Source organism: Bradyrhizobium oligotrophicum S58, assembly GCF_000344805.1.
GTDB lineage: Bacteria > Pseudomonadota > Alphaproteobacteria > Rhizobiales > Xanthobacteraceae > Bradyrhizobium > Bradyrhizobium oligotrophicum.
The window spans coordinates 7287185-7304196 of the sequence record NC_020453.1 but is presented as its reverse complement, the minus strand read 5'-3'; the positions used below and the strand labels follow the sequence as shown (position 1 = coordinate 7304196).

The following is a 17012-nucleotide window of genomic DNA, read 5'->3' as shown; positions in this document are numbered from 1 at the left end:
CACCAGGCGAGGACGGCATGAGCGAGAGTTCAGCGTTGCAATGGCTGCGGGCACCCAAGCTCGCCGAGGATACACTGCCGATGGATTCGCGCGAGGTTACCTGCCGGCGCTGTGGCCGTACGGTGCAGGTCTCGCTGAGCCCGATGCGCCCGCCGAGCTTCCTGCGCGTCGAGGACCAGGTCGAGTGTCCCGAAGTGCAGGAGCGCTGGACCGGCAAGGGCGAAGGCAGCCTGCTGCTGATGATGTGCGGCGCGCTCGAGGGCTCGCTCGATGCGGAGTGGGAAGCCGAGGAGGCCGATGCGGCCGCCCCGCATGAACCCATGCCGGCGGTTCCTCCGACGCGTCCGCGCGCGATACCCGAGCCTGCGGCCGCATTTCCAGACCGATGGCACGACGGCCATGACCATGACGGCCATGACGAGGACGATCAGGAAGAGGTAGTCAGCACCGGCTGGCTGCGCTCGGTGCTCGCCAGATCCGCAGCATTCCGGAAGGGCGTGATCCGCGCCGTCGTCGGCGTCATGATACTGGGCATTGTCTTTCTTGTCGGCGTGCTGCTGCCGCTCCGCGAGATCAAGCTTCTGATCCAGTCGCCGCCGGCACCGACGAGCGTCTCCAACGCGCAGCGTGAGGCGCTGTCCGCGCCGCCACCGCCATCACCACGCAGAATCCTGTCGGAGGCTCCGATTGCGCCGCTGGCCACGCCGCTCGGCGCGCGGGCGCCGTCGAGCTCGTTCGTCGCGCCGCGTCAGGCCGCGGCCCCGGAGGTCGCCGCGGTCGCGTCGTCCGAACCGGCGGCTGCGCCGCGAGCGGTGCCGTCGCCCGAACCCGAACCGAAACTGCGCCTGCCTGAAATGATGACGATCGCCGGCGGCAGCTTTGCGATGGGCGGCGACGATGATTCCGAGCAGCCGGTCCATCAGGTCAGCGTCCGTCCATTCTCGCTCGGCAAGAATCCGGTGACGGTCGGTGAGTGGAAGCAGTGCGTCGCCGCCGCAGGTTGCCCGGACATCGCCTCGGGCGCCGACGATCGTCCCGTGATCAACGTGAGCTACGACGATACGCAGGCCTATCTCGCCTGGCTCTCCAAGGCGACCGGCAAGACATTCCGGCTGCCGACCGAAGCCGAGTGGGAATATGCCGCGCGCGGCGGCCAGCGCACCCGATACTGGTGGGGCGATCGCATGCGTCCGGGAATGGCCAGCTGCAAGGGCTGCAATGGCAATGGCGACGCCGATCAGGATCAGCCGCCGAAGGTCGGCAGCGTCCAGGCCAATCCGTTCGGCCTCTTCGACATGGGCGGCGGCGTCGGCCAGTGGATCGCGGACAATTGGCACAAGAACTACAAGGGCGCGCCGACGGACGGGTCGGTGTGGCTGGAGGAGGGGAGCTACGCGCGCGTCATCCGCTCGGGATCATGGAAGAACGGCGCTGCGGATGCCCGTGCGGGAAGCCGCGACCACTACGATGGCCGTATCAGGCATCCGACCCTGGGCTTCCGTGTCGCGTCGTCACCATAGGGGATTTGAATGCTGCGGACCAAGTCTGGGCGATTGTTCCTCATTTTGACCCTGTCGCTGGCATTGGCGCCGTCGCTGGTGTCGGCCAAGGGCACCAAATCGGCGAAGGACGCGCGCGTGTACTTCATCGCGCCGGCCGACGGTGAGACGGTGAGCGGCCCGTTCATTTGCCGCTTCGGCCTGCGCAACATGGGCGTGACCCATGCAGGTGACGATTTCGCCGGCAGCGGCCACCATCACCTCCTGGTCGACGTCGATGAAACGATGGAAGCCGGTCAGCCGATCCCGCGCGACAAGAAGCACATCCACTATGCGGCGGGCGAGACCGAAGCGCGGATCGAGTTGTCGCCCGGCAAGCATACGCTGCAGCTGGTGCTGGGCGATACCAAGCATCTCAACTTCGATCCGCCGGTGGTCTCCGAGAAGATCATGATCACGGTGGGCCGTCCGAATGGCGGCGAGGAGCAGGCGCGCGCGACCCGGAGCACCAGCGAGCGCAAAAGGATCCTGGAGCGCGCCGCCGCGCCTGCGGAGCCGCAGCAGCCTGCCGCGACGCCGGAGATGACGAAGTCGCCCGAGAGCTCCGACTTCATCAGCCGCGTCTTCACCGGAGCGAAGTGACGGCCGCTCCATGGGCCGCAGCCCGGTGCGCCGAGGCGCGGCCGGCGCAGGCGTCGTGGCGAGGTGAGTCCGGCAATTCGTCGGCCGGCGCGGACTATCCTTTCAGGACCCATCTTGCACAGCGGGGTTTGTCGACCCAGACGGCGAGGCAATCAGCATTGCCCTCGCTCGCCGTGTTTCTGCACGACCCGTCGACGGTGCGCGTCGGCGAAGGCTTCGATCGCGATTGACCTTGGGCTCGGTACGTCCGTCGCGTTTCGCCCAAACGTGCGCGTAATGGCGACGAGCAATGATGCATCGCTCTGCGGCGCTCTCGCGCAGCCGTCATCGTCGCATCTTCATTGCGAAGATCTGTGAACTCAAAAATATTTTTCTGAGGCCTAAGGTCGCAGCTCACAGTGAGCCGATCCTTTGTCGCCGCATCGTCGTCACAGCTGCAATCAGGCAGGAGTGTGGTCCGCGCTGCATCCACGGTGACGCGCGCTGCGGGTGTGGAACGTCCTGGCACCGTTCCTGATCCGATACGCCTTGCGAATCAATGTCACTTGCAACCTTGCGATCTCCGCACGGTCGGCGGCTCCAGAAAAGATCAGCGGCCAACGGACACGGTTCGATCGCAACCGGGACGTAGTTGAGACCGTGCACGAGCGAGATTGCGGCTGCATGCAGGACGATCTGGGCGGCGCATGCTTGTTGGAGGCCTGCCTGCGCCGCAGAGCGCGTCCAAGTTTCGTTGAAATCTCCCGGCCTGTGTATCTCGCGCATCGCGCGCTGTAGGCGCCCGATGGCGCGTTCTTCGAGGAGGGATTTGATAATGAAGATCATCAAGATCATGGTCGTAGCACTTGCGGCGGGCCTGGCGTCCGGCTCCGCGGCACTCGCCGACGGCTACAAGGATTGCACCAAGCTCGACAAGGCTTCGTGGAAGACGACGGCGGAAGCCGAAGCCAAGGCGAAGGCCGCCGGCTACGAGGTTCGCCAGACCAAGATCGAGGGCACCTGCTACGAGGTCTATGGCGTCAAGGGCGGCAAGCTCTTCGAGCTGTTCTACAGCCCCGAGGACCTCGCGCTGAAGCATACGAAAGCAAAGTGATCTGACGATCATGCGTGACGCAGGACAGGCACGCCGGAGCGTCTCGTCCGAGACGCCGGCGAACTCACATACGGGCACCGTCGCGGTCTGGGACTTTCCGCTACGCGTCTGGCACTGGGCCCTCGCGGGTTTCGTGCTCGTCGCCTGCGTCACGCCCAACACCTTCGATCGACTGCATCGGCTGGCGGGCTACGCCGTCATCGGCCTCGTGGCATTCCGGCTGATCTGGGGGATGATCGGCAGCCGCCATTCGCTGTTCGCGCGCATCAGCCTCAAGCTGCGGGCGGCGCCGCACTACATCGTGGGCATGCTGCGCGGCGAGACGGGGCGGTATCTCGGCTTGAACCCGGCAGGCGCCGCGATGCTCGTGGTGATGCTCGCGCTTCTGATCGTCTCGACGGTGAGCGGCGTCATGCAGGTCTCGGTCCGCTTCTTCGGCGTCGGCTGGATCGAACAGACGCATGCGCTGTCCTCCAACGCGATCATCGCCCTGATCGCGGTGCATGTGCTCGGCACGTTGTGGATGAGCATGCTGCAGCGGGAAAACCTGGCTCGCGCCATGCTCACCGGGCGCAAACGTGTGCCGGGCATCGTGCGTGCAGCGCCGGCCGCGCCGGCAGCGGTGAGCCCGCGAACCAGGCCGGAGCCCCAACCGGCGCGTGAAGAGAACATTTCGGTCGTGCCCGATCTGCCGCCATTGCGCGCCGATGCGCCGGTTGCAGCCGCGAAGCCGGCAGGCCCGCCGCGCATGCCGCGCTCCCTCAGCATTCACGACAAACGGCTCGGGGTGGGCAGGTGAAGCGCCGGATCCGCCATGTGCGCTTGTCGGCGATCCGTGCGGCCGGAGACATGGTCAATTCAGTCGCCGTGCGAGCGCGGATGACGATGGCAGATTCTTCCGTCGCAAGTTCTGTGGCGGGATGAGTTGTGCGGATATCGCCTGTTCGTGCCGCGTGCGGCGGACGCGGGTGCGCCCATCGGCCCATGCCGGCTGCTGCTGCATGATGCGGCGGACGCTCGGTCGTGTCCCATATCAGCATAGCCGTGAGATCAACTAAGTCGATCGATCTGGCGGTGTCTATTTTCGCCGCAAATATCGCTTGTTTCTTGCAGTATTCGACGGCTGCGGCGCGCCGCGTTGCGCGGTGAAGATCAGCTTCTGAACGTCATCTCAACGACACGTATCTAATAAAGTCGCGCGCTTTGTCGCACACAGCGAGTTTGTCAAATTTCGACACGGCAAATTGCCGCATTCGGGACTTTATAGTCGTTCTACGATGTGTCGGAGGCTCGTCGAGAACGGCGCGCGGAGAAGACATCCGGCACACGGGTGAATTCGGGACAGGGACATAAATCATGAAGATCTTTGGGAAAGTACAGGTCGCAGGAGCCGTCGCGCTGTTGATGGCGGCGTTCGCGCTGCCGGCGGGCGCGGCCGAGACCACGATCGAGATATCGGTCAAGGACAACAAGTTTCAGCCGTCGGAGATGAAGGCGCCGGCAGATACGCCGATCGTCTTCAAGATCAAGAATCTCGATGGCGCGCCCGTCGAGTTCGAGAGCGAGCCGCTGCAGTTCGAAACCGTGATCAAGCCGAACATGGAAGGCGTCGTGAAGGTCAAGGCGCAGAAGCCGGGGCGCTATGAGTTCTTCGACGACTTCCATCAGGGCAACAAGGGCACGCTGATCATCGAGTGATCCGGGCGTCGACCTTCCCGGTGGCGTGACGCCAAGGCGTCTCACGTCACCGCGGCCGCAGCGCTTCACAATTTACCGACATCCAGGGAGACGTTGCCTTTTGGAACGGGCGGGACGAGAGACGCAAATTCCCGGACGTCGCATCGGTCGCGACGTCTTGCGCTGTCAGGAGGAGTCGGTTGCGATCACCGTGCTGCTCGTGACGCTGTTCGGGATTGCGCCGTCCTATGGCCAGACCGTCATCCCGGGCACACAGGCCAGGGCCTATGCGGATCCCGGGACCACCGAGGGCGGACCGGTGGTCATCGTTCCCAATCGTCGCCGGCAGCCGGCGCGGCCCGCGAACGGCAGCGGACCGCTGGTCATTCCGCAGGTGATCGTATCTCCAGGCGGTGACGATCCGGAGCCGAAGCCGCCGGTGCAGGTGGAGGAGCGGCCGCAACCGCGCTCGCGATCTCCGATCGATCCCGGCGCTGGTGCACTTCCGCAGGCCGCGCGGCGCGAGCCGGCGCCGCGCCTCGCGCCGGTTCGAAACGGATTTTTCGGTGCGCCGTCCGCCGGCCTGCTGGTCGGCGGCTGCCTCTCGACTCCGGGCCGGCTTTCGGCGACGAACGTCCCCAATCGCTGCCTGGACGCGCTCGCCTTTGCCGTCAGTCCGCCGCCCGCGACGCGCGGTGTCCTGCCGCGCAATCTGCCGCCGATTCCGCGGCAGGATGCGCAGCCGATCCCGCCCGTTCTGGCCGACAAGCCAAAAATGCGATTGCCGCCGGTGAACAAGGGGCAGAAGCCGCAGGAGCCGCCCCCGGCGATGATGGAAGAGGACCCCTACGAGCCCAAGGGCATCACGGTGGGAAACTTCATCCTGAAGCCTGCGTTCGAGATGTCCTCGGGCTTCGACAGCAACCCCGGGCGCGTGCCGAAAGGCGCCGGCTCCGGCTTCGTCAGCGTTGCGCCGGTCCTGCTCGTCCGCTCTCAGTTCGAGCGGCATCTGCTCAACGCCGATGTGCGCGTCGGCTACATCGACTATGCGAAGCTGCGACAGCTCAGCAGGCCTACCGTCGATGCCAAGGTGAATGGACGCTACGACATCACCGATACGTTTGCGCTCAACGGCGAGGGCCACGTTGCCGTCGATGCCGATGATCCCGGTACGCCGCGCTTCGCCGGCCGCTTCGCGAAGATTCCGCTGGCCTCGACCGTCGGCGGCTCAGCGGGCGTGACCAAGAAGTTCGAGGACTTCGAGGTCTCGACCAAGGCGGCCATCGATCGCGTCGCGTTCCAGAACGCGTCGCTGATGGACGGCCAGATCGTCAGCAACGCCGACCGCAACTTCGTGCAGTACGGCTCGCAGAGCCGCGTCACCTACAATCTGACGCCGGAGATCCGGCCCTTCGTCGACGTCGCCGTCGACCGCCGCGTTCACGACATCGCCGTCGATGCCGAGGGCTTCCGTCGCGACTCCACCGGCACGGCGGTCGAAGCGGGTGTGACCTTCGGCTATGCCGACAAGCTGACCGGCGACGTCGCGGTCGGCTATCTCACCCGCCGCTTTCAGGATCCGTTGTTGAAGCCGGTCAACGGCTTCATTGCCGACGCCAACCTCACCTACCAATACGCCAAGGAAACGGCGATCATGCTCGGCGCCAAGTCTCAGGTGGTGGAGATCACCGAACCCGGCATTTCCGGCGTGCTCAAGCGCGACGTCACCGTCGGTGTCGAGCATCAGTTCGAGCCCTGGCTCGTCGGCACCTTCCTCGCCGGCTATGGCCAGGACGCGTTCACCGGCACCACGCGGGTCGACAACCGCTATCTGGTCGAGCTCGGCATGCTCTACAAGTTCTCCCGCCTGCTGCAGTTCAGGGCGAGCGTCCGGCGCGAGGAGACGCGGTCCAACTTCCGCGAAAACGATCTCTCGGCGACGGTGGTTCAGGTCGGGGCAAGAGTGCAGTACTGATGGTCTGCGAGCAGACACGCGCTTGCGACATCGCCGGGTCTTCGAGTCCGTCCCCATAAGACCAGGCTTTTCCTGCTGTCTCACACCCTCGTCATTCCGGGGCAAGGCCGCAGGCATTGAACCCGGAATCCCGTCTTGCCTTGCGTCCGTTTTCAACAATCTCGAGATTGCGGGTTCAATCGTCAACGTGCAGCCGCTTCGCGCCTTCATTGACGATTGCACCGGAATCACGGTGAAGGGACTTTGCCGTGGAAGAAGGCCCTTATCCTGAGGAGCCCGTCGAAGGCGGGCGTCTCGAAGGATGGCCGCGAAAGGACCGCTCGCCCTGCGTCCTTCATCATAGGCGATCGCCCTGCCTCGCGCGAGAGCCTCGGATCGAGCATCCCGAAAACGAAAATGCAGCGCCCGCACGGGCGGACGCTGCCAGTGGGTGATGCGAGTGCGCCGGCGTTGGCGCGACTACTTCTTCTGGTTGAAATTCACGTCGAGGCTGAAGCTGAACTGATCGTCCGTCAGCCCGGAGGGCGGCGCCGGCACCGGGTCGGAGCGACGGATCATCGACAGTGCGGCATCGTCGAACATCGTGTCCCCGCACGACTGCATCACGGAAGCCGACATCACCTTGCCGGCGCGGCTCAGCACGAGGGCGACCTTGACGGTGCCGTTGTGCTTCTTGCCGTCGGGGTAGCGCTTGTGCAGCTCGAAATAGGCGCTGATCTTGCGGCCCCAATCGTTGGTCAGCTTCTGCTTGTCCTTGCCCATTCCCGGATTGGGCGCCTTGGCCGTCTCGGCGGGGGGCGCGGCCTCGTCGAGTGCCTTGCGGGCGGATTCCTGCTGTGCTGCCGATGCGACCGAAGCTTCGGCCTGCTCGGTCGCCTGCTGTTGCTCCTCCTTCTCCGGCTTCTTCGGCTCGGTCATCGTGACGACCCGGTCGGCTTCCTCCTCGGTCTCGGTCGGCTTGTCCTTGACCGCGTCGGACTCCTTGACCTCGGCGGTCTGCTGCATCTGCTCGGGTGCGGCCTCAGCCGCATCGCTGTCCGGACCGGGCGGAAGATCGTTGTCCTCGACCTGGGGCGAGGCCATCTCGAGCGCGAACTCGGCGCCGGCGGCCCCAAGGCCTCCATCGGCGTCATTGCCGCTGAGATGAGCGACCGCGAGCGCGGCGCCGCCGCCGTGAAGCATCACTGCTCCGATCGCGGCTGAGATCCACAAGCGGCGCGTCGCTCCTTGATACTTGTGTTCAACCATTCTTCAACTTCCGTCGTTTCACTGGTTTCAATGTGCGGCCGGAGCGGCAGCCTGTGAGACGCCCTCGACCGTGACGAGCTTGATCTTCGGGTAGCCTCCGGTTCGCAGCAGCTCCATCACGTCCATCAGTTCGCCGTAAGCCACACCACGATCGGCGCGCAGGAAGATGAACTTGTCCTTGGCGGCTTCCGGGATGTGCTCGAGCGTGCTCACCAGGCTCGCGCGCTTCACCTGCTCCTCGCCGACGAACAGCGTCAGATCCGGTTTGATGCTGACATAGATCGGCTTGTCCGGCTTCTTCTGCGGCGTGGCGGTCGAAGTCGGAAGATCGACCGGCACGTCGACCGTCGAGAGCGGTGCCGCCACCATGAAGATGATCAGCAGCACCAGGATCACGTCGATGAAGGGCGTGACGTTGATGTCGCTGGTTTCGCCGAGATCGTCGTCGCCATCCGCTTCTGAAAGAGAGACCGCCATGGCTTACTCCGCTGCAAGCGCCATCGGAGGCGCGGAGTGGACGTGGATCGGCTCGAAGTTCTGGCCGTGCGGGCTGTGGTGGCTCTGGCCGCGGTCGAGATCACGCGACAGCATGCGGGCGGTGGCGCCCGAGGAACGATTGACGAGCTCCATGTAGCCCTTCGTGACGCGCGTGAAGTGATTGTAGATGATCACGGCCGGGATGGCGGCCACGAGGCCGATGGCGGTTGCGAGCAGCGCCTCGGCGATACCCGGCGCCACGACGGCGAGGTTCGTGGTTTGCGACTTCGAGATGCCGATGAAGCTGTTCATGATGCCCCAGACCGTTCCGAACAGGCCGACGAAGGGCGAGATCGAGCCGATCGTGGCGAGCAGGCCCATGCCGGTGCGGCAACGCCGGCCCTCGGCGCGGACGATCTCGGAGAAGCTCGACGCCGCGCGCTCGTTGACGCCATGGGGCGGCAGCTCGGACGACATCCTGATTTCGTGCATGGCGGCATCGATCAGGGCCGACAGCACGCTTTGCTTAGAGCCGAGCGCGAGCTTGGCTTCGGACAGCCAGCGCACGTTATCCACCTTGCGCAAGGCGCCACCCAGGCGTCGCCGCAGCATCGCGAATTCGAAGGTCTTGGCGATGAAGACGGTCCAGGTCGCGAGCGACGCCAGCGCGAGACCCATCATGACGGACTTCACCAGGATGTCCGCGGCCAGGAACATCGACCAGGGCGACAGATCGTGCGGCACGCGAGATGCGGCTTGCCCAGCGCCTTGCGACGCGTTCTGATCCGGCTTCCCTGCCTGATCCCTGGCCTTGTCGGCTGCGGCCGCATCGCTGACCGCTTCAGTGGCGGTCGAGGTCTGGACCTCGTTCGGTGCAGCAGTCGTCGTCGGCGCCGCGGTCGGCGTTTGCGGCGTCGTTGCCGCCGGAGCAGATGCCGCTGCAGTTGCGGCGGGAGCAGCCGGTGCGACAGCCTGCGGCGAGGCCGCCGTCTGGGCCGCTGCGGGCGCGGCCTGGGCCTGCATGGCGTTCACCGGCTTCGGTGCGGCCGTCTGCGTTGCCGCCGGCGCGCCATTTGCTGCACCGGTGGTGACAGGAGACGATGCAGGCACCTGCGCAGCCGCTGGAGTCGGGGCGCTTTTCACGCCGGCCGCGTTTGCCGGACTTGTCGCTGTGGTCTGCGGCGCAGTGGCAACCTGGCCAGGTCTCGGCGACGTGGCCGGCTGCTCGGCCCGCGCCATGGCGCCGACCGAAACGGCTGCGATCACCGCTCCTACATGAAGAACGATCCTGAACATGTTGCTGCACACCCTTAGTAGTTAACTTCTCTGTAATGTTTCTAGTCTCAACCGGGCTGATTTGAGACGGCGCCTTGACTCAAAGCGGGAACATCGATGTCGGCGAGCGCGCTCGTGAGTGCGATGCCACACGCAAAATCGAATCGTGAGACCTGCGCGTCGGCCTTCGAATTCGGTGACCACGTCCTAACTGCCTGAAAGTCCTGATGTGAGACCGCGCGGCGTGCGCGAGACGCGACTCGTGCAGTTCGATCGTCACGCAATTGCCTCGGTTCGGTCTTCCATCAATTCTAATTAGTCGCCGCCGCCGGTGGAGCCGATCCCGGCCCTCGCGCAGGCGTCATCTCGAGCCGCGATCGAATCATGACGACGTGCGTAACGACGGCGAAGCAGCGCGGTCAGAATCGACCTCCATGAAGCCAGTGACCTTCGAGCGGGCCTCGGAGCGCCGTGCGATCACGAGGTTGCGAGCAGCGCGTTTGAAACGCGAGGACCCAGCGGCGTGTTCGCGATGCGCACGCGGAAACATATCCGAGTCGGTCCTCGGCTATTTCATGGGCATGGCGATGAGAGACAGATGGCGCGCAGATGTGCTGGAACGAAACCGTTCACCGGCGCTGGCACAGCGTCATGGCGCATCGTCTCGGCGGAAGCACGCATTTTGTCGCGGCCTGCTGGCGTATGGCGAGCTCTCTATGATCGTCGATCAATTAAGGTCGTCGCTCATGCAGAACAGGATGGTTCGTTCCTCAAACGAAGTGAGCCGGGCTGCAAGCCCGGCTCATGGTCGAGGTGACGAGGTGTCTTAAAGCAAGCTCAGTTCTCGGCCCAGTAGCGGATCAGGTTGTGATAGAGGCCGGTCAGCCGCACCATCTCCGGATCATCGCGGCCCATGCGCTGCGACAGTCCCTGGATCGTCGTGTCGAGATCGAAGATCATGCTGCGCGCCAGGGGATCGCGGATCATGCTCTGCAGCCAGAAGAACGAGGCGACGCGGACGCCGCGCGTCACCGGCGTGACCATGTGCAGGCTCGATGCGGGATACAGCACGAGGTCGCCGGCTGGCAGCTTGACCTCGTGCGAGCCGTAGAGGTCCTCGACGACGAGCTCGCCGCCGTCATACTCTTCGGGTTCGGACAGAAACAGGGTGACGGACAGGTCCGTGCGGATGCGCAGGCCTGTCAGCTTGTCGCCGCGGACGGCGTTGTCGACATGAATGCCGAAATGATGACCCGACTCCGCGCTGTAGCGGTTGAACAACGGCGGGAAGATCTGCTGCGGAATGGCGGCGGCGAGAAAGCGCGGACTGGCGGTCATCGCCGAAATGATGCGGTGGCCGAGCTTGCGTGCCACTTCGCTGTCGGGCGGCAGCTGCTCGTTGCGCTTGACCATGGCCGACTGGGCGCCGGCGGTCGAGCGGCCGTCCTCCCAGTCGCTTGAATCCATGATGTGGCGGAACTCCGCCACATCGTCTTTGCTCAATATTCCGGGGACACAGATCAGCATGAACTCATCAACTCGATAGATGCCCCGGCTTGGGTGGTGAGGCGATCAGAACCGTCCGGACAGGACGATTGATGCGCTTCTTCCCGGGCCGACGAGCGTGAACGGCGTGGCACTCTGATAGAATGCGTCGTAGTAGAGCTTGTCGAAGATGTTGGCAACGAACACCTTCGCCGTCCAGTTCTTGTCGAGCTTCGCCTCCGCGAAGGCATCGAAGCGCCAGTAGCTCGGCAACTCGGTGCCCTGGTTCGCCGCGAGCCAGGTGCCGCCGAAGATCTTCGAGCGGTACACCGCCTGGCCGCCGATCTCCCAGGTGTCGTTGATCTGGTACTTGGTGAGCAGGCTGAACGACTGGTGCGCGGTGTTGGCGAGTTGCAGGCCGACATTGCTGGTGAACAGGGCCGTGTTGGCCGGCGGGATGTTCGACTTCGTCACCTCTGACTGCATCAGCACGATGCCGCCGAAGATGCTCCATTTGTCGGTCAGCTTGCCGCCGGCCTGCATGTCGATGCCGCGGATGCGGTAGGCGGCGCCCGCCGAGAGACACGGTACGCTGCCGCTGGTCCCTGCTGGATAGGGGCAGTCGGCCGTAGCCTGAGCCGCGCTGGTGATGTTGCGCGACTCGCGGGCATTCTCCTTCTCAGTCTGGAACAGCGCCGCCGTGACCAGCAGGCGGCTGTCGAGCAACTCCCATTTGGTGCCGATCTCGATCGAGGTGTTCTTCTCCGGCCCGAAGACCTGGTTGGCTCCGCCATTGGTCACGGCCGAAATGCCGCCGTACTGGGCGCTGAGGCCGTCGAACTCCGCACCGACCGGGTTCGACGACGTCGCATAGGCCGCATAGAAACTGGCATAGGGGACCGGCTTCAGCGTCAGCCCGAGATTGAAGTTCGGCATGCCGCTCGAGGCTGCCGTCGATCCTGGCGTGTTGGCGACGCCATTCACGGTGCCGAAGCCGTCCACGCGGACGTCGTATTTGTCGTAGCGGACGCCGCCGTTGAGAATGACGAGATCGCGGTAGTTGACGCTGTCGAGCGCATAGACGCTCGCCGTGTCGATCTTGATGTTGGTCGGGAAGTTGCTCAGCGAGGGGATGCCGAACGGCAGGTCCGTGAACTGCGGGTTGAAGACGCTGACGCCGGAGAGCGAGCCGGCTCCAGAGAAGGCCAGACCCTGCTGCTCGGAGGTAAGGCCTGTATAGCTGTTGATCAGGGCCTTTTCCTGCGACACTTCGAGGCCGGCGACCAGGGTATGTTTGAAGTTGCCGGTGTTGAATTTGTAGGTCGCATCGAGCTGGTTGGCGAGCACGTCGGTCTGCTGGAAGCGGCTCTGCGGATTGGCCCTGATGACCGCGCCCTCCGGCGGATTGATGTTGGTCGCACCTTCCGGCAGCGTGCCGATGTAGTTCAGGGTCGAGCGCGACACTCGGACCTTGTCGGAGATCGTCAGGTCGGGGGTGATCTTCACCTCGGCGTTGAACGAGCCGATGTCCTGGCCGATGCGCGAGAAGTCGCGGTTGAGGAAGCCGTACCAGGCATTGCGCGGCGAGCCGACTTCGGGGAACGGTGCGCCGGGCGTCAAATTGCCCGCCTGCCGGTAGTACGGCACGCCGAAGTCTGGACGGCCATAGACCTCGCTGTGGATGTAGTTGGTGGACAGGGTGACGGTGTCCAGCGGCGTCCACTTGGTGGAGATGAAGCCGCCGTTGCGCTTGTCGGTGACGAAGTCGCGCCCCGCCACACCGGCATCCTGGAACAGGCCACCGACGCGCGCGGCGAAGGTAGGCGTGATCTTCTGGTTGACGTCGATGACCACGCGCTTGGTCTGATCGGTGCCGAGCGTGGTGTCGATGTTGTAGAAGCTGTTCTCGGTCGTGGCCTGCTTGGTCACGATGTTGATCGCGCCGCCGGTGGTGCCGCGGCCGGCGAAGGACGAGGCCGGACCGCGCAGGATCTCGACCTGCTCGGTGAAGAAGTTCTCACGCACCGAGACGCCGCCGTCACGGACGCCATCGATGAAGACGTCGTTGCGGGCGTCGAAGCCGCGGATGAAGAAGCGGTCGCCGAACGCGTTGCCGCCCTCGCCGGTGCCGAGCGTCACGCCGGCGGTGGAGAGCACGGCGGACTTGAGGCTGGTGGAGTTCTTGTCCGCCAGGATCTCCTTGCTGAGGACCGTGACGGTCTTCGGCGTGTTCAGCAGCTTTTCCGGGAACTTGCCCGAGGCCTGCAGCCGCTCGCCCTTGTAGTCCGAGACGGCGCTGGAATAGGGGTTACGGTCGGGTGGCAGGTTGCTGACCGGCGCGGCGGCCTGCTGCTGCTGTTGCTGGCGGGCGGCGCGGCGCATCGCGTCGCGGGCGCGGACCTGGTCCGCGGTCGGGCGCGAGGCGGCCGGCTTCGGACGCGCCACCGGGGCCTCGACGTTGACGGAGGGCAGCGGGGCCTGCTGGGCCTCGGCACTGGAGAACGATGCAACCGCGATCAGGCTCGCGACCGCCGAGACCTTGACCCCTGAAATCTCGGGTGACGGATCCCATTCGTGCCCGCTTGCTCCACGCAAGCTCCTTGGAAAGACTGCCTTACCCATAACTCGACCACCCCATTCGTTACGCGAAACTCAGACTTGGGTTCGTTTGAACGCTCGCAACGGCGCGTGCTTGTTGCGAATGCAAGTCAAGAAGCGAGGGAAAGCGGACCAAAGCTGGTTCCGCCCGTGGCCAGAATGCGAAAAGGTTTCATTCTATTTCTGACAATGACAATTGCTCGCAAAATGTCGCTCTGCAGCAACACTTGAAACTCCTGGGTTGAGCGGAGCGCGGCCGTTCAATTCATGATGGGAGAAAACCGGACCGTCATACCGCCGGCCGACGCGAAAATGTGCGGCGGAATGTCTCACCGGCTGATGCTCCGCAGCGTCTCCTCCTCCGCCGCACGCACCGGTGCGGCGGAAACCCGGCAACATTGTTTCCGGCTTTGGGCCGGCGCAGCTCAGAACTTGGCGGTCGTGATCAGGTAGAACGCCCGGCCCGGAGCGACGGACGTGAACGGCACGGCGCTGCGATAGAAGGTGTCATAATAGAGCTGGTTGGTGAGGTTCTGGGCGTAGACCTTCATGCTCCAGTTCTTGTCGATCTGCTTCTCCACGAACGCATCGAAGCGCCAGTAGCTCGGCAGCTCGTTGCCGGTGTTGGCCGCGAAGGTGCCGCCGAACACTTTCGAGCGGTACACCGCCTGGCCGCCGATCTCCCAGCCATCGTCGAACTTGTACTTGGTCAGCACGCTCAGCGACTGGTGCGCGATGTTGGCGAGCTGCAGGCCGGTGTTGGCGGCGACGCCGCTCTGGGTGACCTTGGACTGCATCAGCACCAGACCGCCGAAGATGCTCCAGCGATCGGTGAGCTTGCCTTCGGCCTCGAGGTCGATGCCCTGGATGCGATAGGCCGCCCCCGACGTCAGCAGGCCGTTGACGGTCTCGCGGGCGTTCTCCTTGACGGTCTGGAACAGTGCGCCGGTCACCAGCAGATGCCGGTCGACCAGCTCCCATTTGGTGCCGATCTCGGCGCCCTTGTTGCGCTCCGGCCCGAGGATGATGGTGCTGTTCGGCGGAACGCCGCCGTAATCCGTCGCGGTGCCGTCGAGCTCCGAGCCGAACGGGTTGGCCGAGGTCGCGTAGGCCGCGTAGAGGCTGCCGATCGGCAGCGGCTTGTAGACCAGGCCGACATTGTAGTTGATCAGGTCAGAGTCGACGGTGGTCGATGCCGTGTTGTTGGACGAGCGCATCGCGTAGCCGTCATAGCGCAATCCGCCGCTGAGGATGATGACGTCGCGCCAGTTCGCGGTGTCGATCACATAGGCGCTCTTGCTGTCGACGTCGTAGCGCGTCGGGTTTCCGGTCAGGAACGGCACGGTGGTGAACGGCAGGTTGGTGTAGGCGGGGCTGAACATGTTCTGGTTCTGCAAGCCCCCGCCCGTGGTGCCCTGCGAGCCGAACGCCTCCGAGGTCAGGCCGGCGTAGCGGTCGATCGAGATGTTCTCCTTGGAGAACTCGGTGCCGACAACGGTCGTGTGCTTGACCGGGCCGGTATCGAACTTGAGCGTGAGGTCGTTCTGGTTGGCCCAGTTGTCGACGGTCTGATAGCGGCTCTGCGCGCTGGCATTGAAGAACCATTTGGTCGGATCGGCGCTCGCCGTTCCCGCCACGCTCGCGTTCGGCAAGGTGCCGATGTAGTTCAGCTCGGAATGCTCGCCGCGCAGCTTGCTCGTGAAGGTGACGGCGTCGCTGAGCTTGAGCTCGCCGGCGAGCGTGCCGAAATCCTGTCGCGCGGCCTGGAAGTCGCGGTTGAGGAAGCCGTACCAATTGTTGCGCGGGATGCCGGCCGAGGTCGCCGGGATGTTGCCCTGCTTGTAGAACGGCACGCCGAAATCCGGATAGCCGGAAAGGTCTGTGTGGACGTAGTTGGTGGTGACCTTCAGCGAGTCGGTCGGCGTCCATTTGGTCGAGACGAAGCCGCCCCAGCGGTCGTCGGTGACGTGGTCGCGGCCGGCGACATTGGCGTCCTGGAACAGCCCGCCGGTGCGCATCGAGAAGGTCGGCGAGATCGTCTGGTTGACGTCGAGCGTCACGCGCTTGGTCTGGTCGGTGCCGAGTGTCGACTCCGCATTGTAGAAGTTGCGGTCGCCGGCCTGCTTGGTGATGATGTTGATGGCGCCGCCAGCGGTGCCGCGTCCGGCATAGGACGAGGCCGGCCCGCGCAGGATCTCGACCTGCTCGGTGAAGAAGTTCTCGCGCACCGACACCGCGGGATCGCGGATGCCGTCGATGAAGATGTCGTTGCGGGCATCGAAGCCGCGGATGAAGAAGCGATCGCCGAACGCGTTGCCGCCTTCGCCGGAGCCGAGCGTGACGCCGGCGGTCGAGCGGCCAACCTCCTTCAGGGTCGTGATGTGCTTGTCCTCCATCACCTCCTTGCTCATCACGGTGATGGTCTTCGGCGTGTTGACCAGCTTCTCGGTGAACTTGCCGGAGGCGACGCGATCGACCTTGTAGGGCGCCGCGGCGTCGGCATAGGGATTGGCGTCGGGCGGCGTCTGCGGGCCGGCCGGCGCGGGTTGCTGCTGCGGCGGGCGCGCGGCCCGGCGCAGCGCGCTGCGGGCGCGGACCTGATCGGCCGAGGGCCGCGAGGCCGCCGGCTTGGCCCGGGCGGTCGGCGCTTCGACCGTGACGGAGGGCAGGGGCGCCTGCTGCGCTTCGGCGCCGGAGAACGACGCCACGGCGATCAGCCCCGCCACCGCCGACACCTTGACGCCGGATATCTCCGACGCTGAATCCCCTCGATGCGCGATGCTTCCGCGCAGGCTTGCTGGAAAGACGGCTTGACCCATACTCAACCACCCCATTTGACGCACGTGAACTCTGGTTCGTTCGACAATCGGCCCGTTCCAATTGCGAACGTCTCTCAACAAGGTGTTGAATTCCGACCAAAGCTGGGTCTGTCCGTGGCCCGACTGGGACGATCATACCTAATGCATGTGATAATCAGTCGCATGTAATATGCAGGTAGCGCTTACAGGTTTTTTAATACCGTCTCCTTTATTCGAATACGCGT

Annotated in this window: 13 protein-coding genes; 6 read left to right on the top strand and 7 right to left on the bottom strand. The window is 64.7% G+C overall.

Annotated features, from left to right (window positions below; all coding sequences use genetic code 11):
• Positions 1-17: 17 nt before the first annotated feature.
• Positions 18-1520 (top strand): formylglycine-generating enzyme family protein, encoded by a 1503-nt coding sequence (locus tag S58_RS31730; RefSeq protein WP_015669533.1) that lies wholly within the window; start codon positions 18-20, stop codon positions 1518-1520.
• Positions 1521-1529: 9 nt separating this feature from the next.
• Positions 1530-2141, top strand: coding sequence for a DUF4399 domain-containing protein (locus tag S58_RS31725; RefSeq protein WP_015669532.1), 612 nt, complete (start codon positions 1530-1532; stop codon positions 2139-2141).
• Between the two features lie 393 nt (positions 2142-2534).
• Here S58_RS31725 and S58_RS31720 read toward each other — a convergent pair whose 3' ends face one another.
• Positions 2535-2975 (bottom strand): hypothetical protein, encoded by a 441-nt coding sequence (locus S58_RS31720; protein WP_144058431.1) that lies wholly within the window; start codon positions 2973-2975, stop codon positions 2535-2537.
• Here S58_RS31720 and S58_RS31715 point away from each other — a divergent pair.
• The 4 genes from S58_RS31715 (at position 2956) to S58_RS31700 (ending at position 6886) form a co-directional block, all read left to right on the top strand.
• Positions 2956-3234, top strand: coding sequence for a PepSY domain-containing protein (locus tag S58_RS31715; protein WP_015669531.1), 279 nt, complete (start codon positions 2956-2958; stop codon positions 3232-3234). The two genes, S58_RS31720 and S58_RS31715, sit on opposite strands and share 20 nt — an antisense overlap.
• A 10-nt stretch (positions 3235-3244) precedes the next feature.
• Entirely contained in the window at positions 3245-4033 is a 789-nt protein-coding gene (locus S58_RS31710) for a cytochrome b/b6 domain-containing protein (protein ID WP_015669530.1), read from the top strand.
• Between the two features lie 557 nt (positions 4034-4590).
• Positions 4591-4932, top strand: coding sequence for a cupredoxin domain-containing protein (locus tag S58_RS31705; RefSeq protein WP_015669529.1), 342 nt, complete (start codon positions 4591-4593; stop codon positions 4930-4932).
• Between the two features lie 100 nt (positions 4933-5032).
• Complete coding sequence (locus S58_RS31700) at positions 5033-6886, top strand: outer membrane beta-barrel protein (RefSeq protein ID WP_015669528.1); 1854 nt, start codon at positions 5033-5035, stop codon at positions 6884-6886.
• A 459-nt stretch (positions 6887-7345) separates the two neighbouring features.
• Here S58_RS31700 and S58_RS31695 read toward each other — a convergent pair whose 3' ends face one another.
• The 6 genes from S58_RS31695 to S58_RS31670 all read right to left on the bottom strand — a co-directional run bounded on the left by S58_RS31695 (position 7346) and on the right by S58_RS31670 (position 16788).
• On the bottom strand, positions 7346-8134 hold the full coding sequence (locus tag S58_RS31695; RefSeq protein ID WP_042340351.1) for an energy transducer TonB: 789 nt from the start codon (positions 8132-8134) through the stop codon (positions 7346-7348).
• A gap of 27 nt (positions 8135-8161) precedes the next feature.
• Entirely contained in the window at positions 8162-8611 is a 450-nt protein-coding gene (exbD, locus tag S58_RS31690; RefSeq protein WP_015669526.1) for a TonB system transport protein ExbD, read from the bottom strand.
• Positions 8612-8614: 3 nt separating this feature from the next.
• A complete protein-coding gene (exbB, locus tag S58_RS31685) occupies positions 8615-9907 on the bottom strand; it encodes a tonB-system energizer ExbB (RefSeq protein ID WP_042340350.1) in 1293 nt (430 codons plus the stop codon).
• Between the two features lie 816 nt (positions 9908-10723).
• Positions 10724-11413 carry a Fe2+-dependent dioxygenase gene (locus tag S58_RS31680; protein WP_015669523.1) on the bottom strand — a complete coding sequence of 230 codons (690 nt, stop codon included), beginning with the start codon at positions 11411-11413 and terminating at the stop codon, positions 10724-10726.
• A 45-nt stretch (positions 11414-11458) separates the two neighbouring features.
• Positions 11459-13993, bottom strand: a complete 2535-nt coding sequence (locus tag S58_RS31675; RefSeq protein WP_015669522.1) for a TonB-dependent receptor — start codon at positions 13991-13993, stop codon at positions 11459-11461.
• Positions 13994-14394: 401 nt separating this feature from the next.
• Positions 14395-16788 carry a TonB-dependent siderophore receptor gene (locus S58_RS31670; protein ID WP_042340349.1) on the bottom strand — a complete coding sequence of 798 codons (2394 nt, stop codon included), beginning with the start codon at positions 16786-16788 and terminating at the stop codon, positions 14395-14397.
• Between the last annotated feature and the right edge of the window lie 224 nt (positions 16789-17012).